19 protein-coding genes are annotated in these 21,462 nt (G+C 41.4%); 12 read left to right on the forward strand and 7 right to left on the reverse strand.

Features of this window, described 5'->3' with window-relative positions:
- Positions 1-267: 267 nt before the first annotated feature.
- Entirely contained in the window at positions 268-1,572 is a 1,305-nt protein-coding gene (locus tag KPY62_RS00640) for an iron-containing alcohol dehydrogenase (protein WP_216580369.1), read from the reverse strand.
- 232 nt (positions 1,573-1,804) lie between these two features.
- Here KPY62_RS00640 and KPY62_RS00645 point away from each other — a divergent pair, with 232 nt between their 5' ends.
- On the forward strand, positions 1,805-2,776 hold the full coding sequence (locus tag KPY62_RS00645; protein ID WP_216580370.1) for a WG repeat-containing protein: 972 nt from the start codon (positions 1,805-1,807) through the stop codon (positions 2,774-2,776).
- A 66-nt stretch (positions 2,777-2,842) separates the two neighbouring features.
- Here KPY62_RS00645 and KPY62_RS00650 read toward each other — a convergent pair whose 3' ends face one another.
- The 3 genes from KPY62_RS00650 to KPY62_RS00660 form a co-directional block, all read right to left on the reverse strand.
- Complete coding sequence (locus KPY62_RS00650) at positions 2,843-3,481, reverse strand: phosphoadenosine phosphosulfate reductase family protein (RefSeq protein ID WP_216580371.1); 639 nt, start codon at positions 3,479-3,481, stop codon at positions 2,843-2,845.
- 122 nt (positions 3,482-3,603) lie between these two features.
- Positions 3,604-4,194: a DUF934 domain-containing protein gene (locus KPY62_RS00655; protein ID WP_216580372.1), complete on the reverse strand. Its 591-nt coding sequence runs from the start codon at positions 4,192-4,194 to the stop codon at positions 3,604-3,606.
- Positions 4,187-5,872, reverse strand: coding sequence for a nitrite/sulfite reductase (locus KPY62_RS00660; RefSeq protein WP_216580373.1), 1,686 nt, complete (start codon positions 5,870-5,872; stop codon positions 4,187-4,189). The genes KPY62_RS00655 and KPY62_RS00660 overlap by 8 nt, the downstream gene beginning before the upstream one ends.
- A gap of 512 nt (positions 5,873-6,384) precedes the next feature.
- Here KPY62_RS00660 and sat point away from each other — a divergent pair.
- Entirely contained in the window at positions 6,385-7,662 is a 1,278-nt protein-coding gene (gene sat, locus KPY62_RS00665) for a sulfate adenylyltransferase (RefSeq protein ID WP_216580374.1), read from the forward strand.
- A gap of 93 nt (positions 7,663-7,755) precedes the next feature.
- On the opposite strand, the gene KPY62_RS00670 is transcribed toward sat, so the two are convergent.
- Positions 7,756-8,310 (reverse strand): hypothetical protein, encoded by a 555-nt coding sequence (locus KPY62_RS00670; protein WP_216580375.1) that lies wholly within the window; start codon positions 8,308-8,310, stop codon positions 7,756-7,758.
- Between the two features lie 476 nt (positions 8,311-8,786).
- Here KPY62_RS00670 and KPY62_RS00675 point away from each other — a divergent pair, with 476 nt between their 5' ends.
- From KPY62_RS00675 to KPY62_RS00695, 5 genes are all read left to right on the forward strand, one after another.
- Entirely contained in the window at positions 8,787-9,941 is a 1,155-nt protein-coding gene (locus tag KPY62_RS00675; protein ID WP_216580376.1) for a sulfate ABC transporter substrate-binding protein, read from the forward strand.
- A gap of 219 nt (positions 9,942-10,160) precedes the next feature.
- Positions 10,161-11,258: a sulfate ABC transporter substrate-binding protein gene (locus KPY62_RS00680; protein ID WP_216580377.1), complete on the forward strand. Its 1,098-nt coding sequence runs from the start codon at positions 10,161-10,163 to the stop codon at positions 11,256-11,258.
- Positions 11,259-11,439: 181 nt separating this feature from the next.
- Positions 11,440-12,324, forward strand: coding sequence for a sulfate ABC transporter permease subunit CysT (cysT, locus tag KPY62_RS00685; protein ID WP_201622004.1), 885 nt, complete (start codon positions 11,440-11,442; stop codon positions 12,322-12,324).
- A 1-nt stretch (position 12,325) separates the two neighbouring features.
- Positions 12,326-13,267, forward strand: a complete 942-nt coding sequence (gene cysW / locus KPY62_RS00690) for a sulfate ABC transporter permease subunit CysW (protein WP_216580378.1) — start codon at positions 12,326-12,328, stop codon at positions 13,265-13,267.
- Positions 13,268-13,367: 100 nt separating this feature from the next.
- The gene (locus tag KPY62_RS00695; RefSeq protein ID WP_201622002.1) at positions 13,368-14,090 is read left to right on the forward strand and encodes a sulfate/molybdate ABC transporter ATP-binding protein; all 723 of its coding nucleotides are present in this window, start codon (positions 13,368-13,370) and stop codon (positions 14,088-14,090) included.
- Between the two features lie 132 nt (positions 14,091-14,222).
- Here the strand turns inward: KPY62_RS00695 and KPY62_RS00700 are convergent, their stop codons facing one another.
- Positions 14,223-14,564, reverse strand: coding sequence for an ArsR/SmtB family transcription factor (locus tag KPY62_RS00700; RefSeq protein ID WP_216580379.1), 342 nt, complete (start codon positions 14,562-14,564; stop codon positions 14,223-14,225).
- A gap of 584 nt (positions 14,565-15,148) precedes the next feature.
- Between KPY62_RS00700 and KPY62_RS00705 the strand changes: the two genes are divergently transcribed.
- From KPY62_RS00705 to bfr (KPY62_RS00715), 3 genes are all read left to right on the forward strand, one after another.
- Positions 15,149-15,340 carry a (2Fe-2S)-binding protein gene (locus KPY62_RS00705; RefSeq protein WP_216580380.1) on the forward strand — a complete coding sequence of 64 codons (192 nt, stop codon included), beginning with the start codon at positions 15,149-15,151 and terminating at the stop codon, positions 15,338-15,340.
- 269 nt (positions 15,341-15,609) lie between these two features.
- Positions 15,610-16,098 (forward strand): bacterioferritin, encoded by a 489-nt coding sequence (gene bfr, locus KPY62_RS00710; protein WP_216580381.1) that lies wholly within the window; start codon positions 15,610-15,612, stop codon positions 16,096-16,098.
- 78 nt (positions 16,099-16,176) lie between these two features.
- Positions 16,177-16,656 (forward strand): bacterioferritin, encoded by a 480-nt coding sequence (gene bfr, locus KPY62_RS00715; protein WP_216580382.1) that lies wholly within the window; start codon positions 16,177-16,179, stop codon positions 16,654-16,656.
- A gap of 135 nt (positions 16,657-16,791) precedes the next feature.
- Here bfr (KPY62_RS00715) and KPY62_RS00720 read toward each other — a convergent pair whose 3' ends face one another.
- Positions 16,792-18,168 carry a DHA2 family efflux MFS transporter permease subunit gene (locus tag KPY62_RS00720; protein WP_216580383.1) on the reverse strand — a complete coding sequence of 459 codons (1,377 nt, stop codon included), beginning with the start codon at positions 18,166-18,168 and terminating at the stop codon, positions 16,792-16,794.
- A gap of 409 nt (positions 18,169-18,577) precedes the next feature.
- Here KPY62_RS00720 and yghU point away from each other — a divergent pair, with 409 nt between their 5' ends.
- Positions 18,578-19,438 (forward strand): glutathione-dependent disulfide-bond oxidoreductase, encoded by an 861-nt coding sequence (gene yghU, locus KPY62_RS00725; RefSeq protein ID WP_216580384.1) that lies wholly within the window; start codon positions 18,578-18,580, stop codon positions 19,436-19,438.
- 402 nt (positions 19,439-19,840) lie between these two features.
- Entirely contained in the window at positions 19,841-20,938 is a 1,098-nt protein-coding gene (locus tag KPY62_RS00730) for a DUF1176 domain-containing protein (protein ID WP_216580385.1), read from the forward strand.
- The last annotated feature ends 524 nt before the right edge of the window (positions 20,939-21,462 follow it).

Here is a 21,462-nt window from a genome sequence, read left to right on the forward strand (position 1 = left end):
CTATTATGGAGCATAGCTGGCATAGGCTCATCTAGTGAATTGGCATTAGCATAGTCATTATTGGGATATTAAAAGCGATTTTTGATAATAAAGGGAATAGCTAAGCTATAAAAAACGAGCGTAGATAAGGGGTGAGCGCCATATAGACCTATGTATTTTCAGCCCTAATCGACATAAAGAAGGGCATATTACGCTACTAGTAATATACCCTTCTGATTCAGCACAACGGTTAAGCACAACGGTTAAGAAAAATTAGCTTAGATATATTTAAGCTGTAGCTTGTTCAGCCTCTTTTTTATCACTAGCTTGCTTAATTCTAGTCAAAATCTCTTTGATACCCGATGCTGGCATATAAGTTGGCACGGCATAAGTATCGCTAACTTCTTTAGCCGCCGCTTTAGCCATGCTATCGAAATCACTAGTTTGCATGCCTTTGACTGTAGGATCGATGTTCACAGTCGCTAGTAACTCTCTAACCTTAGCGATTAGGTTATTCGCTATGTCACCGTCACTACTACCTACCTTGCCACTCTCAACGATACCAATTTTTTTCGCCAGAATTGCCAAGCGTTTTTCACTAGCTTTACGGTTTAGATCTAATACGTAAGGCAAAACAATAGCATTGGCACGACCATGAGGAATACCGTAATGTGCGCCTAATTGGTGAGCGATAGCATGAACGTAACCTAAACCAGCTTTGTTAAAAGCAATGCCACCGTAATGTGCGGCAATACCCATCTCTTCGCGAGCTTTTATATTGGTACCATCCTTATAAGCTATTGGTAGATACTCCATCACCCCTTTAGTCGCAGACGCCGCATAGTAGTCCGTTTCAGCGCCAGCATTAACACTCATCCATGCCTCTAACGCATGAGTGAGCACATCGATACCAGTGTCAGCAGTGATATGGGGTGGCATACCTTGCATAATAGCTGGATCGATAGCGGCAGCCAACGGCACCATTTTTGGATCGATAGAAATGGCTTTTTGATGAGTCTTATCGTCGGATACTACGGCACCGATAGTTGCCTCTGAGCCAGTGCCTGCTGTCGTAGGGATGCAGTACAATGGCATACAAGGCTTACGGGCTTTGAATAATCCAATCAGCTGTTTTGGCTGACAGTTATTACCTTGACTCATAGCAATCATTTTTGCAGCATCAATGACTGAACCGCCACCGATAGCTAGCACAGCGTCGCAATTGGCATTTTTAGACTGGCGTAAACCATCTTCAACCACTTTAAAAGTAGGATCAGGGGTGATGCCATCATAAATAACATACTCAATATTATGAGCTTGCAGATAGTCGGTAACTTTTGCCGGTACGCCAAGCTTATTAAGCACTGCATCAGTAACGATAAATACCTTAGTGCCGCCTTCATTGATAATCATGTCACACAGCTCGTGACAAGACTTATCACCGACGAATAGTAGCGGTCGGGGCATAGGTATGACCATTGAGAACACTTTTAGTACTTTAGCTCTAGTCTTAGCAACGGCTAAATAGCCGGCATGTTGCAAGATGTCATTATTCATTATTTTAGAGATACTACTGCGGTTTTGGCTAGCCATAAAGGAATCCTTTTTTAATGCTGTGGTTAGTAGTAATAGCTGACTATTGTTTTAGCTTATTATTTTAACTTATTGTGCCATTAAACTATGGCTAATGTGGTTATTAGTGCGGACTGATGTGTTCTTATGAAAATAGTTATAAGTTTTCACCAATTAACTGAGGTAAGCTGAGTTAAAACAGCTCATAATCTTAGTATTAAAGTATTGTATTAGAGTAATAAAGGCAGTGACTATGAACTTTAGCAATGTTTTGATGGTTTTAAAAAAGTCAGGCACTATTTTTGGGCTGATATTTGGCTCGCTGATCAGTACGCAAGCGCTGGCAGAATGTGAACTAGACGCAGGGTATAAGCTATCGCAAGGTGTTGAATTTGACGAATATTGCTCGTTTAATGAAGATCTGGCTCCTATTGTAAAAAACAGCAAATATGGCTTCGTTAACCGAAAAGGCGTAATAAAAATCAAACCGGAATACGATTTATTAGGAGCTTTTGTCGAAGGTTTAGCCAGTATACATAACCACGAAAAATCAGGTTATATAGACACAAAAGGTGAAGTAATAATACCTTTTATCTACGATAGCACTTACCCGTTTGAAGAGGGCTTAGCTGTGGTTGAGGTCGATAGCAAAAGAGGGGTTGTCGATAAACAGGGACAAGTGATTATTCCAATAATATACGATGATTTAATTGGTTTTTCTGAGGGATTGTCTGCCGTAGAGATGAAGGGAAAGTATGGCTACATTGACATTAATAATAAACTGATTATTCCTTATGACTATGATTCTACTATTTCTTTTAAAGAGGGATTGGCGGCAGTTGAAAAAAATGAAAAATTTGGATTTATTGATAGGTTAAATAACATCGTTATACCTATCGAGTATGATAGCGTAACTTGGTTTTCAGGTACTTTAGCAGTCGTTAACCATGATAATAAGTTTATGATCATTGATAGATCAAATAGGGTAGTCAAAGAGCTCAATCATAGCGTGGTTTTCCCTTTTGTTAATGGATTAGCGCTTGTTTATAATAATGGTCAAGATAACCAAGGCAAACATGGATTTATTGATATAAAGGGAGAGATTAAAATCCCTCTAATATATGATGATATTCCTTTTGCCTATCCCTTTGCTGATGGCACGGCTCATGTGCAAAAAGATGGGGAGTGGTTCTACATCGATAGAGCAGGAAAACGATTAAAGTAATAAATTTTAAATAAAAAAAGCCTTTTCGTCATGAAAAGGCTTTTAGCGTTCAGTAATAGGGAAAACTTACAGCTGAGTATGCAAACCACATTCGCGATGCTCTTCTACTTTAGTAGGATCAAAGTAGTCAAACTCGTTTGGCAAATCATTTTCTTGAAGGTAAACATCTAGATCGGCGTCGGTTTTTTCAAACAGCGGTGCAACTTTTAACACCCCATCTTTAGACAAACTAAGCACATCAAGCCCTTGACGGAATTCGGTTTGATCTTTACGAATGGCGTTAAACCAAACGTCAGGCTTTAGCTCATTAAGCGCACGGCGAAATGGCTCAAGCTTCACTTGATCAGTGAACTCGTCATGGAGTGGATTATCAATACCAGGAATACCTTCCATAGTGACGTCACGATGGGCAGAAGTTTGCTTAGGAATATAAGTGATGACGTTAAGGTTTAAGTCACTGATAACTTTATTAGCAAATTTATAAGTCGCGTCAGTGTTATAGCCTGAATCTACCCATAGTACAGTGATGTCTGGGCGCTGTTTGGCTACTAAGTGCAAAATCGCTGACTCATAAGGGCGGAAGTTGGTAGTGATAATTGGGTTTTTGGCTTGGCTTAGCGCCCATTCGACGATTTGCTCAGGTGACTTACCTTGTAGCTGTTGATTGGCTTGATCGATATCTAGACTAGGGTGTAGCTGACTCATTATATGATCCTTGATTTAGGGTAAATTAAAATTAATGGTTATTACTATAAATAATTTATGCTATTAAGATTAGTAGCTCGTTGATAGCAAAGTTAGTCATAAAAATAGGGTTTCTAAATAATCTAGCCATTAGCGAACATAGGCAAGGCAGCTGCATTTTGACCATCATAGCTACTAGCCAGCGCAGTAAAGGCTTGGCTTATATCTGATTTCAAATCATGCTCGCTTAATACAAAGCTGTCGACTCCGACTCGTAATAGATAAGCAATTTGATCACGGCCAAAGGCACCAGCGATGCGAATCTCACCTTGATAACCTAGTTGGCGCAAAGTTTGTACAAAACTAAAATCACGGCCATCAGCAAACAGTGGTACGTGAATGACAATCAAGGCCTGCTGTAGTAAAAACTCGCTCAATCCAGCTAATGCATCAGCATCCGTATTGGAGGTCAACCAAATGCCTAGGCGACTGCTATGATGAGCTAGCAACTCGTAAACTTCATGCAGTAGACCGCCTGCCAGCGCACCTTTGCTATCTAATAAATCAGTCAGTGGTACTAATACGTCGAGTTTTTCTTGTTTGTGCAGCAACTCAAGCAAAGTCACGTGAGCCAAGGCAATACCATCAGGCAGATCAGCGGTAGTTAGCGCTTGCCAGCGATCTTGGCCGCTAATATCGACCCCAGTGCTGTTGAAGATGTGATGATTACCCATAGACCTTCTCCTTAAATGGGGCAATGCCTACGCGATTAATCACTTCGCCAAAGCCCTCAACCTCGTTGTCACTATTAGCACGTATCTCAAGATACACGTCTAAAATAGTCTGTAGAGTGCTAGCGACGTCAGAGGCTGGAACCGCTTTACCTAGTATTTTACCTAATTTGGCATCATCGCTAGAATTACCGCCCAAGCTGATTTGATACCAGTGCTCGCCTTTTTTATCTACCCCTAAGATACCTATATCGCCAACATGGTGATGAGCACAAGCGTTCATACAGCCCGACATATTGAGACGTATATCACCTAAGTCATATAAGTAGTCAAGATCATTGAACTGTTTTTCGATTTGTTCAGCGATATTGTGAGTGGTAGCATTGGCAAGTGAGCAATAATCCCAGCCAGGGCAGACAATCATATCGGTTAAAGTATTGATATTAGCGCGGGCTAAATGCAGCTTATCTAACTGCTGCCATAACTCATATAAGTGACTAACTTGTACGTCAGCGAATACCAAATTTTGCTGATACGTGCCACGTAGCTCACCAAAGCTATATTGGTCAGACAAGTCAGCTAAGGCGTCCATCTGCGCATCACTGACATCGCCGGAGGGCACATAGCGACCGTCGACTAAGCCGGCTTTTAGAGAGATCACTACCGCACGATAGCCGCCTATTTTATGAGCGACTGTATTTTGAGTGTACCAATTACTAAAACCTTTATTTTCACTCAGTAGCTTTTGCAGCTCAGACTGTACTTGTAGCGCATCAATTGCTACGTAATCAGGTGCACTAAAGAAGCTGCTAGCCGTGGCGAAGTTGTCTGCTGTCAATGTTAAAGCGCCATCTTTAGTATGGGCTTGCCATTCAGCATCGACCAACTTAGCAAACTCACGGCCACCCATGCTCTCTACTAATATCTTGATACGAGCTTTATATTTATTATCACGGCGACCGTGCAAGTTATATACCCGCAAAATAGCGTCTAGATAGCTCAGTAGATGCTTACGTGGTAAGAACTCATTGATCACTTTACCAATCACTGGCGTACGACCCAAACCACCGCCAACTATCACTTCAAAGCCAATCTCGCCGGCGTCATTGGTTTTCACATGTAAGCCAACATCATGAACTTGGGTAGCAGCACGGTCATTCTCAGTACCGATAACCGCAATCTTAAACTTGCGGGGTAAAAAGGCAAACTCAGGATGAAAGGTTGACCACTGACGGATAATCTCACAATAAGGACGGGGATCAGCAATTTCTGCTTGATGAATACCAGCGTAAGGGTCCGTAGTGGTATTGCGAATACAGTTGCCAGAAGTCTGAATGGCGTGCATCTGTACGGTCGCAAGCTCAGCTAAAATATCGGGTACATCTTCTAATTTTGGCCAGTTAAGCTGGATATTAGTACGAGTCGTGAAGTGGCCATAGCCTTTGTCATATTTACGAGTGATTTCTGCTAATTTGCGCAATTGATAGCTGGCAAGCAGACCATAAGGAATGGCGATACGCAGCATAGGTGCATAGCGCTGAATATAGAGGCCATTCTGCAAACGCAGTGGCAAAAACTGCTCTTCTGGCAGCTCACCTTTTAAGAAGCGTTGAGTCTGGTCGCGAAATTGGGCAACCCGTTCCTCAACCAAAGCTTGATCAGCATAATTATATTGATACATGACGTACTCTCAATTTCGAATTTTAGAATAAAAGGCAGTGTGCAATCGATACAAGCTTCACAGACAATAAGTTTATGAATGCAAGCTTTAGCAGTAATAGCTTTATAAGGGTATAAAATTTGCTAAATAGCTAATTCAAAAGTAGCTAATCCAAAGTATCTGAATTAAAAAGTAGCTGAAACAAAAAAACAGCATCAGCAAAAACTAGATAAGCGCGTCTTCAATAGGGTGTCAAATTAACTTAGCTTCACATCATATAAGCTTACGACTCAAATTATAAATTCCTTTAAGTCATATCTATAGTAAAACACAGCATAAATTTTCATAACGAAAATTAGGTAGCCTATGTACATCTTCTATAGCCAATAGCATCATCTGAGACATTATTGATCACTAGCCAGCTTTTATAGTCGCCTAATAGCTGTGTTAGTGGTGCTGTGGTTAGTTTTATCTTCAGTGCTATCCCTACTATTATTATAATCGCCATCCAATTTAAGGTTCTAAAGACTACTATGACACAACCTACAGCCGCTCAAAATTCGCAAACATCAACCTCAGTGCAGCATCCTAATCTAGTACCTCCGCATGGCAGTAGCGAGTTAAAGCCTTTATTATTAACTGGTGATGCTCGCACTCAAGCGCTAGAACTGGCCAGCACTTTGCCACAGATAACCCTGAGCTCACGTGAGCGTGGTGATTTGATCATGCTAGGTATTGGCGGTTTTACTCCCCTTAATGGCTTTATGAATCAAGCCGATTGGCAAGGTGTAGTCGATAATATGCGCTTACAAACAGGAGCTAATGCTGGCTTGTTTTGGCCTATTCCTATTACCTTGTCTGCGCCAAAAACAATCGCTGATACTCTGAACAACGGCGATAAAGTGGCGCTAGTGGCAGAGGATGGCGAGATTATGGGGCTGTTAACAGTAGAAGAAACTTATACTATTGATAAGCTGCGCGAGTGCCAGCAAGTCTTTACGACTACTGATAGTGAGCATCCGGGTGTACAGCAAGTGCTTAGCCAAAATGAAGTTAATATCGCCGGTCAAGTTGAGGTGTTGAGCGAGGGTGAGTTTCCAACGCTATACCCTGAAACCTATAAAACCCCTGAGCAAACCCGCCAACTCCTTACCGATAAAGGCTGGAAAACGGTTGCAGCCTTCCAAACTCGTAACCCTATGCATCGCTCGCATGAGTATTTAGCTAAGATTGCCATTGAGATTTGTGATGGGGTATTAGTGCATTCACTGTTAGGAGCGCTTAAGCCCGGTGATATTCCAGCTGAAGTACGTCAAGAGGCGATCAAGGCTTTGATTGACAACTATTTTAAAGCGGATACCGTTATCCAAGCCGGCTATCCACTAGACATGCGCTATGCTGGGCCACGTGAAGCTTTATTACATGCGCTCTTTCGCCAAAACTATGGCTGTAGTCATCTAATCGTTGGTCGTGACCATGCTGGTGTTGGCGATTATTATGGGGCTTTTGATGCGCAAACCATCTTTGAGAAGTTAGAAAAAGACGATTTATTAACGCAACCATTAAAGATAGATTGGACGTTTTGGTGTAACGCTTGTGGGGCGATGGCCTCAAGTAAAACTTGTCCGCATGATGCGAGTCAACATGTCAAAGTATCAGGAACCAAACTGCGTAAAGCGTTATCAGAAGATGAAGAAGTACCCGATAACTTCAGCCGCCCTGAAGTGTTGGATATTTTACGTAGCTACTATGCCAGTATTGCCCGTGAGGAACGTACTGAAGTTAAACTAGTAGGGGCTTCTGCGTTATAATTTAACGAAATTTATTACAGCCTAAAGCATAAAAAAGGTGTCAGACTTAACGTTTGACACCTTTTTTCGGTTATAGATTTGCCTAGCTATAAGTTAGCTAACGGCCAAATTCCCAGTAAGCTTTTGATAATCACCGGCCAAAGTAGCGCCCCCTGAGCAGAAGTAATTGAGTGCCCGTTTATCTTCACTATCAATAGTAAGCTGCCCGTCTTTAAACTGCAAAAAAACCAGGCTGTCATTAGCCATAGTCTGAAAAATAATGCCATGAGCATTATCCTGACCCATCAAAGTAGCTTGGCCTTCATAGCTACAGCTCGCCTGCTTAATATCGGTACGGGCACGTACCTTTATATTGATTGCTTCGCTACCATTGGCGCTTATCATCACCGCAATCCAGTCGTAACCTTGGGCTCGTTGGGCATAGCCTGTAGAGACATAATCACCGAGTGCCACTTGCACCGCTGGAGAGAGGGTAGTTTGAGCTTGCGCAGCAGACTCAATAGCTGGCTTTACCATAGTCGAGGTTGCGGTACTTTGCATAGTGGGAGAGACACTATTACAAGCGCTTAATGCAGTGAGAGCAGTAACAGCCAAAGTCAGCGCAGCCACTGAGGAAGGTAATGAAGGTAACGATAGAGTTTTGATCATATAAATGCCCTGCTAAACGTAAGAATAGCGCGTCTGTAAGTAGTGGAAGGTAGCTATAAAATTCAGTTGTAATGCTGATTGACTAAAGGTGAATAATTATAATCCCTTCATTAAATAAAGTAGTTAAGAAAAGGTAGTTAAACCCAGCTATTAAGCAAGCTTATTCAAGACAATTATTATGCCATAACCTTCATTATAAGCTATCTGAGAGCTAGATTATCAGCTTATTGAATAACGACTATACAAACTAGAATAATGAAGTATATCTAATAGTATCCTTATGCCAAGTTAATAAATTGATACGCATTTTTGTCACTAAGAGTAATACGAACAAACTGCTAGCATAGCTTCTATGGCTCATAGCGTCATTACGCCTTGTGCTGTATTTTTATCTTTTAATTTATCCTCTAGTAATAATTTTAATAAAAACAGTCCAATGAGTTTACAACATAAATCTAACCTTATAGAGAATGACCATGCAATCTGCTATTAAAGCGCTCAACGTATTACGTCATGCTAATAAATCTTTAAAATCCAATCAGAGCAGTATTTTACCGCGCACGCTGATGGCGAGTGGTGCACTGACAATGGCAGTGCTCGTTACCGGCTGTAACCCGACCCAAGCTACACAAGACGATAAGGCGGCAAGTGAGACTAGTTCTACGGTAGATAAAAACCAAGATATCAGCTTACTCAACGTCTCTTACGATGTATCGCGCGACTTTTATAAGGAATATAACCCTCTATTTAGTAGTGCTTATAAAGCTCAATTTCCAGATAGTACTGTTGATATCAAGCAGTCTCATGGTGGCGCCAGCAAGCAGGCACTATCAGTTGCCAATGGTTTGCAGGCTGATGTAGTGACCTTGAACCAAGAAAGCGATATGAACATGCTGGTTGAGAAAGGCTTAGTCAAGACCGATTGGCGCGAAGCTTTCCCTGATAACGCCGTCCCTTATACGACTACTATGATACTTCTGGTTCGTAAAGGCAATCCAAAGCAGATCAAAGACTGGCAGGATTTAGCAAGATCGGATGTCGAAGTCGTTATGCCCAATCCTAAGACTAGTGGCACCGCCAGATATGCCTTTTTGGGAGCTTATGGCGCCGCATTGCATCAATTCAAAGAGCCAGTCAATCAACCGCAAAAGACCGACGATTTTATGAAAAAAGTGTTGGGGAATGTGGTTACTTATGACAACGGGGCGCGTGCAGCAACTACTAGCTTTACTCAGCGTGGTCTCGGTGATGTGCTAATCACTACTGAAAATGAGGCGCATTTGGTAGCAACGCAGCATGCCAAAGGTCAAGTCGAGGTTATTTATCCTAGCTACTCAATTACTATCCATAATCCTGTTGCTGTGGTCAGTGCAGTGACTGACAAAAAAGGTTCCACTGAAGCAGCAACCACTTATCTTAAAGCGCTTTGGGATAAACCTGCTCAAGAATTAATGGCTAAGATGTATTTGCGACCTAGCGATAAAAAGATTTTAGCTGCTCATGCAGGTACCTTACAAAATATTCAAACCTTTGAGCCCGTTGAAGTTTTTGGTGATTGGGATAGCATCATGGATAAGTTTTTTGTAGATGGTGCGCTGTTTGATAAGCTAGCCGTGCAACCGAAAAAATAACGATCAGTCTCAATTTATCTCTTGTTAACCAAGCAGGGTGCTACCAATGGGATAGACAAGTGTAATAACCACGACCTGAGTACCTCTATACACTCAGTATCGCGTAAAGACACTTTGATATTCCATTTTGGCAGAAACATACGCATATTCATCATTAAAGATAATAAGCTGACGCTGTTAGCATACCTGCATTACTTAACAAACATCTTTGAGGCCGTTATGACATCTAATACAGCAAGCTATCAGCACAAAAAAAAGACCCTGAGCACCTTAAGTATTGTAGGTGTAGCGCTTAGCCTAGGACTTGCTGGCTGTAGCAATAACGATAAAGTCGATACGGCTGCCAAGACTGATGATGCGTCAACCGCCGCTCAAAATATTGAGCTGTTAAACGTCTCTTATGATGTAGCACGTGACTTTTATAAAGACTATAACCCCCTGTTTATCGAACACTATAAAGCTGAAAACCCAGATGTAAACATCACTGTCAACCAGTCTCATGGGGGTTCAAGCAAGCAAGCGTTATCAGTTGCTAATGGACTACAAGCAGATGTCGCTACTATGAATCAAGGTTCAGATATTGAGTTACTTGAGCAAAAAGGCTTGGTAGCTAGTGATTGGGAAGGGCAGTTTCCTGATAATGCCGTGCCTTTTACTAGTACTATCGTATTCTTAGTGCGTAAAGACAATCCAAAAAATATCAAGGACTGGGAAGATTTGACTCAATCGGGTGTCGAAATTGTAATGGCCAATCCAAAAGTAACTGGTAATGGTCGCTATGCTTTCTTAGGCGCTTATGGTTATGGTCTGCATGCTTTTAATAAAGATGAAGCCAAAACTAAGAGCTACGTTAAAGACATGCTCAAAAACGTAAAAGTTTATGAAAGTGGTGGTCGTGCGGCCACTACTACTTTTGTCCAACGTGGTATTGGCGATGTATTAGTCACTTTTGAGAATGAAGCTAACCTTGCCGCTACCCAATTTGGCGTAGGTAAAGTAGACATCATTTATCCTAAGTACTCTATCAAGTCAGAGAGCCCAGTTGCTATCGTTAACAGTGTGACTGATAAAAAAGGCACTACTGCTGCCGCAAAAGCTTATCTTGACTATTTATGGAGCGAGCCAGCTCAGCAACTAGCTGCTGATCTTTACTTACGTCCAAGTGTTAAAAGCGTGCTAGATAAAAACGGTGATAAATTGCCAGCAATCGAAACTTTCCGTCCAAATGATACCTTTGGCTCATGGGATGAGATCATGGGTACTTTCTTTAGTGACGGCGGTGTGTTTGATAAGTTAGCGGTGAACGCCCCGCAGTAGGTTTTAGACAGCCGGTCAATAGTCTTATTCTAAAAACAGTATTGTTGCAAAAATAGAATAAACCCCCTAAAGGACATGGCCACTCGCGCTATGTCCTTTATACCGTAACCATACTAATAATAAACTTGATATGACATGGTCTTGACAATAAGTACCATCAGATAGGCAACAGGACATTACTATGAGTGCAACTAGATCTTCGGCCAACAAGCCTAGTCACAAAAGAGGCTGGCTGACACGTCTGCGCCAACGCAATGTGCTGCCAGGTTTTGGGCTGAGCATGGGCATCACAGTGTTTAGCTTATCGTTATTGGTGGTATTACCCTTTGCGATGATGGCTTATACCACCACTCAGATGGGTTGGACGGGTTTTTGGTCAACTATTAGTCAGCCGCAAGTCGCCGCCGCTATTAAGCTGAGTTTATGGATGTCATTTTTAGCCATGTTAACCAATATGGTATTCGGTACTTTAGTGGCGTGGGTATTAGTACGTTATGAGTTCTGGGGCAAATCTTTAATCAATGCTTTAGTGGATCTACCCTTTGCGCTCCCGACAGCCGTTACGGGTATCTCCCTTGCTACGCTTTATGCACCAAATGGTCTTATTGGTCAATGGTTCGATAAAGTTGGTATTCAAGTGGCATTCACGCCGATAGGGATATGGCTAGCGCTAGTTGTGGTGAGCTTTCCATTCATTGTCCGCGCTGTACAGCCGGTACTAGCAGAGTTGTCAGTTGAGTTTGAAGAGGCTGCTGCGGTACTAGGTGCCAACCGCTTTGAAACTTTTCAAAAAGTAATATTACCAGAGCTGTTGCCCGCATTATTAATGGGCGCAGGTATGATGTTTGCGCGTGCTACCGGTGAATACGGTTCTGTTATTTTTATTGCCGGTAATATACCGATGGAATCTGAGATTTTACCTATTATTATCATCAGTAAGCTTGAGCAATTTGATATTCAAGGTGCATCGGCAGTAGCGTTATTTATGCTGCTGATCTCCTTTGTTATCTTATTAACGATCAATATAGTGCAGTGGAAACTGTCACGCCGCGTAGGAGCTCGCTAAGATGCAAATAGCCAATAGCTACGATTATCAAAGCAATCCTGCGACCAAAGATACGCCATGGATTAGACGTCTATTTATTACTATTGCTGTCTTATTTATGATTATCATGTTGGTTTTTCCGCTACTGGCGGTGTTCTACGAAGCGCTTAAAAATGGTTGGGCATTGTATATTGCTTCTCTTGTAGAGCCTGAAGCCTTACAAGCTATTAAGCTGACCTTAATTACTGCGGCTATTGTAGTACCGATTAATATGGTGATGGGGGTGGCAATTGCTTGGTTAGTCACTCGTTATCAATTTAAAGGTAAGCAGCTAGTCACCACTTTACTTGATTTACCCTTTTCAGTGTCACCAGTAGTTGCAGGGCTAATGTTTATCTTGCTATTCGGTCTTAACTCTCCTATCGGCGGCTGGCTCGAAGGCATGGGGTTCCAAGTTATTTTTGCGGTGCCTGGGATTATTTTAGCCACTTTATTCGTCACCTTCCCCTTTGTAGCACGTGAGCTAATACCTTTGATGCAATCTCAAGGTGATTCTGAGGAACAAGCCGCTTTGACACTAGGCGCTAGCGGTTGGCAGACATTCTGGCATATTACTTTGCCTAATATTAAGTGGGCCTTGTTATATGGGTTGATTTTGACTAATGCGCGAGCTATGGGTGAGTTTGGTGCGGTTAGTGTAGTATCCGGTCACATCCGCGGTGAGACTAACACTATGCCGCTGTTGGTAGAGATTGCTTATAATGATTATAACTTTACTGCCGCTTTCGCTTTATCCAGTATATTGGCAGCCTTAGCCTTAGTGACGCTATTAGTTCAGCAAGTCATGACCAACCTGCAAGATCGTAAATTTGCTAAATCTGAGCGTTTAGTCAGTGCGCCTGAGCTACCAGTAAGCGCCAATGCGACCGTTGATTTAAAGAGTCCTACTGACTCCCAGAAGTAGTTAACGGCCTAGTGAGCTACCCGTATCAATGAGTGGCAGGCATGACTAAAGACTATGACTTAACAAACCTAAGAATAGCAACCGATATGAGTATTGAAACATGAGTATTGAAATTAGAAATGTGAATAAAAGCTTTGGTGACTTCAATGCGCTAAACGACATTAATATCACTGTGCCTACGGGCAAGCTAACCACGCTATTAGGTCCTTCAGGCTGTGGTAAAACGACTTTGCTACGTATTATTGCTGGACTTGAATACGCCGACTCTGGACAGATATTATTCGATGAGCTTGAGGTGACTAATACCCCAGTACAAAAGCGTAATATCGGCTTTATGTTTCAGCATTATGCATTATTTCGTCATAAAAATATCGCTGATAATGTCGCCTTTGGGCTGACACTACTGCCAAAAGCTGAGCGACCTAATAAGGCAGATATTAACAAGCGAGTAGCGGAGCTGTTGGAGTTAGTACAACTGCCGCAAGTGGCCAATGCCTATCCACATCAATTGTCTGGTGGTCAACGTCAGCGTATTGCTCTAGCACGTGCCTTAGCCGTAAAACCTAAGCTGTTGCTGTTGGATGAGCCGTTTGGCGCGCTCGATGCCAAAGTACGTAAAGAGCTGCGTAGTTGGCTGAAGAATATTCATCACGAGCTAGGGATTACTAGCATTATGGTTACTCATGATCAAGAAGAGGCACGTGCGGTGTCCGATGAAATCGTAGTAATGAATCATGGCCGTGTTGAGCAAGTAGGCACCTCAGAAGAGCTGATTCATAATCCTACTAACGCCTTTGTCAGTGACTTCTTAGACATAGTGTGATTTAGGCATAGTCTGATGTTGGCCTTTAGTAGAAACTGTTAATATAAACTATCGAGCATAACCTGATTCCCATAAAAAAAGACCTAAGTTATTAGGTCTTTTTTGTTAGCTGTCATCACAACAAATAGATAGTTATTGGTCACTCATGATATCTTTTTGTTCTGATAACGCTTGATAAGTAGTCTCTAATATATCTTGACACCACTGAGGCAAGTCATCAGACATCTCATACCACATCCAAGTGCCTTCTCGAACGGCATTTAAGATACCCAGTTTTTTGAGGTGGTTTAAGTGTCGTGATATCGTTGGCTGTGGCTGTTCAAGCATCTCCACTAATTCACCGACACAACGAGCTTCTTTTTGGAATAAGATTTGGAATAGTTTCAAACGAGTAGGATCAGATAGCACTTTAAACAACTCAATAGGGTGTATAGTCAACTCAATTGGTTGTACAGTAAAGTTATCATCAGACATAGAGCATCTCCAAATGTAGTTTTCAACCTGCATATGCGTTTCAGTTTAGTTGCCATAACCATTAAAAATCAACCTACCAATTGATAATTGAACTGCCAAGTTTTTAATGGATTAGCAACTATATATTTAATAAATATGTGCATTAATTATCATGGTAATAGACGATCTATTGACTACTTCAGAGTCTAAAAGAGAGTCAGTGGGTAGTGTAAGCAGTTGCAAATGTTAATAGGCTAACTAATATAGCAAATTCTGCAGCCAATTATTATTAAGTTTCGCAATTTTAGGACATTTATTACCATTCATCAAAGTATCGTTACCTTTCATCGCCTAAAAACCTTCTATTCTCACATAAAGGAATATTAGTAACACATCATCTTAATAATAGGTGTCGAATGGTGGCACTGATTTAGAATTAGTATTGATTATAGTGGGCTGATAGTTGATTTCATTTAAATAATCAATCATAAACACCATGCTGATTCAATTGGTTAAAAGCTATTGTAAATAGTAATAATTATCGTTATTATAAACATTATGAGATATAAATAAATAACAAGTCAGGATAGTGTAGGGGAAAGTCCATGTACGTATGTATCTGTAATAGCGTAAAAGAAAAACAAGTTCAGGTAGCCATTGCTTCTGGTATTGATACCCTTGATGGTCTAAAAGACACGCTTGATGTAGCTACGTGTTGTGGATGCTGTGAACCTATGGTGAATGATTATTTAGAAGCGCACCACGCTAAGCTCGATATTTTAGCCTATGCGATTTGATTATGGCTAATCAGGTCTATAAATAAATGTATTAAATACCAGCGCTAAAAATAGTATTGCTTGTACCGCCTTTTACTCACCCTGAGTTGGGCGGTTATTTTATGGCTAAAAGCATACTTCGTTAACATTGTAAAATCAGTACTATATGTAGAATTAGTTATCATTGCCAACTGAAATCTTATTCTTAGTGCATTAGCGCTACGCCCCTGACAGCATCTATGTGTTACTATATCGTCCTAAGATATATAATATGACAGGGGAGCAACGTTATGATAGGCAGCCAAAAAGTTATTGATTATTTAAACTTTTTAATAGGGGGAGAGCTAGCGGCTCGTGACCAATACTTTATCCATTCTGAGATGTATGCTGAATGGCACTATGGTAAGTTATATGATCGTATTCATCACGAGATGGAAGACGAAACCCTGCACGCCCAAGCCATCATTCGTCGTATTCTAATGCTTAGCGGCACGCCAAATATGAGTGTCAATGCTATTAATATTGGCAAAACTGTTCCTGAAATGTTACAGCTCGATCTTAATCTTGAGTATGAAGTACAACAACATCTCAAAGAGGGTATCGCTATTTGTGAACAAGAGCACGACTATGTGACTCGTGATATGTTAGTTGAGCAGCTAAGAGATACTGAAGAAGACCATGCTCATTGGCTTGAGCAGCAGTTACGTCTTATCGATATGATTGGCCTGCCTAATTATCTACAGAGCCAAATGGCTGAAGTACCACCAAAGCTAGTTTAGTTGACGTTTGATAGATAACTGGCCTAGTAGATACCAAGATAGCTAGTCATTGGGTGATAATTAGTAAGGAGAGAGAGAATGAGAGGCGATAAAGAAGTTATTCGTGCAATGAATAAAGTGTTAGGGCAGTCATTGATTGCTATTAACCAATATTTTTTACATGCTCGTATCGCTCGGCATTGGGGACTTGAATCCCTAAATGACAATTTCTATAAGCAGTCTATTGCTGAGATGAAATGGTCCGACGAGCTGATTAGTCGTATATTATTATTAGGTGGTCTGCCCAATTTACAGGATTTAGGTAAGATGTTCATCGCTGAAGATGTAGCTGAGATGATCGACTGTAACTTACGTCTAGAACAGCAAAAGTTCGATATCATTACTGATGCGGTCAGCCTATGTGAAGAGCATAAGGATTATGTTTCTCGCCAGCTACTAGTCAAGCTTAAAGATGGTAATGAAGAATATGATGATTGGTTGGACACTCAACAAGACCTGATTATTAGTATCGGGATACAGAACTATATTCAGTCACAAATTGATGACGATACGCCATAGACAAAAGGGCGCGCGCTATATTCTATTAGCGGCAAGTGCCGCTCTAGCTATATTTAATTGCTCGTATCTATAGGCTTATCCAATCAAAAAAGGCCAATATCAGCATTAGCGCTGATATTGGCCTTTTTATGACCTTTAATACAGCCCGCGACCATCTTCAGGTTTTAGACGTAAAAAATGCAGCCCCGAGATTATGGTTACGATGCCTAGTATCCAATAAGTCATCTGAAAAGCCGTCAGAACATCGAGTTGTAAGCGCTCACTTAGCAAGCTCAGTAGAGCTGCACCGCTGGCAATACCGAAACTGATTGCCAACTGCTGATTGACCGCCATAAGACTATTGCCGCTACTGATTTGCTGACCTTGTAAATCGCCGATAGTGATAGTATTCATCGCGCTAAATTGCATAGAGTTGCAAGCACCCATTAATGTTAGTACCGGAATGAACCAAGGCCATTGTGAGGCATCACCAAACTGTGCCAAAACAATAATTAGCAGGCCTAATAGCAGGGTATTGTAGACCAATACCCTGCGATAGCTATAACGTTGGATAAGCTTACTGACAAAGGGCTTAACCCCGATAGCACCAACAGCAATAGGCGCTAATAGCCACCCTGCCTGCGAAGGTGAATACTTAAACACTACTTGTAATAATAAGGGTAATAAAAACGGCACAGCACTAATACCAAAGCGAGTAAATAAGTTGCCGACGATACCAATCCGAAAGGTGCGAATGCTGAATAAGCTTAAGGGAAATAATGGCTGCTGGTAGCGCTTGGCATGCCATATATAGCCGATTAGGAATAACCCTGCACCAAGTGCTAATAGCAACCCATAAAATCCACGTCCAGCTTGTGAACCAAGCTCGACTGCTAAGGTCAGGCCACAAGCGGCTAAAGCAAATAACACAAAGCCACGCCAGTCTAAACCTTCAGTTTCCTCAAATAGGGCTGGTACCAACTTTTTGCCTAAAATAAAACCAACCACACCCATCGGCACATTAATCAAAAATATCCAATGCCAGCTGGCGTATTGCACTATATAGCCGCCAAGCAAGGGACCGACTAATGGAGCGATTAAGGCAGGAATAACCGCAAAGTTCATAACGGTTAGTAGTTTATTACGAGGGTAGGATTTGACTAGTATTAAGCGTGCGACTGGCGTCATCATCGCTCCGCCAATACCTTGTACGATACGTGCACCAATCAAAAAATCTAAATTAGGGGCAGTAGCACAGAGTATAGAGCCAATACAGAATACGATAATAGCCGATAAGAATACTCGTCGAGTGCCATATTTATCCGCTAAAAAGCCACTAATAGGAATAAATATCGCCAAAGTCAAAGCATAGCTGATGACTGCCCATTGCATCTTTAAGGGTGACTCACCTAGTGCTTTTGCCATTTGCGGCAAGGCAGTATTTAGGATAGTTGCATCCAAAATCTGCATAAATAATGCCACCGCTAACACATAGGGCAGGTATTTACTTTGTGTTGCGCTTAGCGTCACCATATTGATATCACCACCGCAGCGGCAGCATACAAGCTTTCGCGCAGTCTATTTAGAAAAAATTTATAAAATATTCTGTAGTATAAGAATAACTCTGCAGTAATTAAAGATGAGCAAAGTAACGGTTTGCTGTAGTGCTAAGTATCACTATGAAATCACAGCTTAGTAAAGAGCAACTGGGCTATCGTTTAGAAACACCTACATTACTTACATCAGCGCACTTTATTGCGGAGTCCAGCACTCGCTATAGTAGGGCAGTGATTATTTAGATTTTTGCTGATAGCTAGCTTTTACGGTATATATGTTCTCTTTGGTTTTCATTATAAATACACTCTCAGGCCAACAGCTAACGCTAATAAACCAGCTTAATAAACCCCAGCAGTTAACAACGATACAAATAATAGGATTTTTTATGAGTAATGATAACCAGCAAACTAGTACCACTCAAGAGGCTGCTTATACGCCTGCTAAAGTCTGGACTAATGATAAAGAAAATGGTGGCAAGTTCGCTAGCACTAATAGTCCGACTGCCGGATCACGTCATCAGCAAAATCTACCAGTAGGCGATGCGCCGTTGCAGTTGTACTCATTGAACACCCCTAATGGAGTTAAAGTAAATATTCTATTAGAAGAGCTTAGCGAGTTAGGTATAAAACAAGCGGCCTATGACGCTTATAAAATAGACATCTCTGCAGGCGATCAGTTTGGCTCTGATTTTGTCGCTATAAACCCTAACTCTAAGATTCCAGCCTTAGTCGATCACTCTGTAACTGATGAGCAAGGTCAGCCTATAGCTTTATTTGAATCAGGCTCTATCTTATTGTACTTAGCGGAGAAGTTTGAGAGATTTGTACCGCTACAAAGCGATAAGCAGCAAGCTGCAGCAAGAGCTAAGTGTTTGTCTTGGCTAATGTGGCAGATGGGTAGTGCTCCCTACTTAGGAGGCGGTTTTGGACATTTTTATACTTATGCGCCAGAGCCAATGGAATATCCTATCAACCGTTTCACTATGGAAACTAAGCGTCAGCTAGATGTTCTAGACCAACATTTAGCAACTAGCACTTATATGTGTGGCGATGATGAGTCAGATTATAATATTGCAGATATTATCATTTGGGCTTGGTATGGTCAGTTAGCGCTCGGCAAGCTCTATGATGCCGCTGAATTCCTACAAGTAGCTGACTACAAAAACCTACAGCGATGGGCGCAAACCATAGCGGATCGTCCCGCGGTCAAACGCGCAGTGGACTTAGAGCTACAGCCTATTAGCTAAGGCAAAGGTTTGGTTTATCATTAAACTCTAGTGGCTAATAGACTAGGGCTATTAACAAACTAGGGTTAGTAAATAACCAGCTATGTTTAATGGTTATTATCAGATAGTTATGGTTATTGAGCCATAAAATAACCACTAGAGTTAACTATCAACCAGCAGTCACCCTGAGGCTAATAGACGGTATATCGTTCTATTGGCCTTAATTGGTTGATAGAGTAGAAACTAGCGCTGAGATCTGCATAATATTCGTTATCTCAAATATTTAGATACTCAAATACTTACATTATGAAACATAGATATAACAGATAGAAACATGGATAAGTTAAGATGAGTGCCTAATCTTATGAGAAAGTCAGCATTTATAATAAGCTGACCCTATTTAGTCTAATTGCGAGGCCAGTGATGCTAACTATCGACCCTAATACTAGATGGCGTAACCTTAGTCTGAAGTTACTAGCTGCCATCGGCACTATCATGATTAGCCCCCTAAGCATAGCTGCGACCCCAGTAGAGTTAGTCAACCAAGATTGGCAAGTAGTTTGTGATAATACCCGCACTTGTCGTATCGCAGGCTATCAAACGGATTTCACTAGTGACTTTCCAGCGTCTATATTATTGACTCGTCAAGCAGGTAATAAAGCTGAAATAACGGGCGAGATTAAGCTCGGTGGTGACAAAAACGGCTCTAATAAAGCGCTACTAGAATTAGGTAATCGTCATCGGGTGTCCTTATTTATTAATGGCAAAGACTTAGGGGAGACCACGTCCTCATCATTGGGAGCGGGCTATGCAGCTCTTTCTAGTAGCCAAGTCAAAACCTTATTAGACTCTCTTACTAAATCTAGTAAGATTGAGCTGGTAGTGCGTAACTCACGCTGGCAAGTATCAGATCATGGCGCTACAGCTGTCATGCTAAAAGCTGATGAGGTACAAGGGCGAGTAGGAACGCCAAGCGCCTTGCTTAATCCAAAACCTAATAAGCTTAATAGTAATGTGTTAGCAGCTGTAGATGCCCCGCAGCTAAACTTAGTGCTTCCTAACCCAGTTGCTGACACCAATAGTAATAAAAGCTTTAGCCTCAAATCTTCGCAATTGAGCGCTATAGTGAAAGGCACGATTAAAGATGTAAGCAATGATTGCCCAAAACTGTATAACAAAAACCCATGGAAGGTTAAACGTCTAAATAGCAATCAATTACTAGCGCAACATAACTGCTGGTCAGGTGCTTACAACACTGGCGATGGTATGTGGGTAATGAATGACCGTCACCCTTATAATCCAAAACTAGTCACTACTGCTGCTACTACTTACGATGACAAAGGTATTATCAGTTCAGTACAAAAGGGGCGTGGTATCGGCGACTGTTTGACTATTACTGAATGGGTATGGACCGGGAAAGGCTTTGCTAAAAGTAAGGAAGGTACTACGGGTCTTTGTCGTTTAATAGCTGAGGGTGGTGCTTGGTGGCTACCCACTTTAGTATCGCAAGTAAGACGTTAAAAGGATTTCTGTCCTCACTACGAGTAAGACTACGAGCAATCGATCTGGTGTGGCAGACTGGCAAAGTAGTACTTTGCTAACTCACTCTGCAAGGTGGTTGCTAAAAAACACTAGAAGTTAAAACACTATTATTGAGCTAGGCTTTACGGTTTAACAACCGCTTTTAACTTAAAGATTAAAATATATAAGTATAATGTATTTATTATGCTATACTACGTCGCCACGTTAGCTTAGGTTGACGTGAATTATGAGATTGATAACATCGCCTACGATTTTGGGTCTGGGATGACCAAGAGTAATTGTTGCCGATGATTTTGTGTACTTAAATAACGCTTTAACACTAGGGTTATTTTTGACTCATATCTTATCTACTAATCCTATGTGATGGATTAAATTGATTGTTATTTGCTACTACTTGCTTTGGATAAAGCTATTGTAGTTTGACTGTGACAAGCAAGGATAAGACACTCGGCACTACCACCAAAATACGTCAGACGCCATGCAGAGCCTTTATTGATGATTTT

The organism is Psychrobacter sp. TAE2020, from assembly GCF_018919485.1.
In the GTDB taxonomy this organism is placed as follows: Bacteria; Pseudomonadota; Gammaproteobacteria; order Pseudomonadales; family Moraxellaceae; genus Psychrobacter.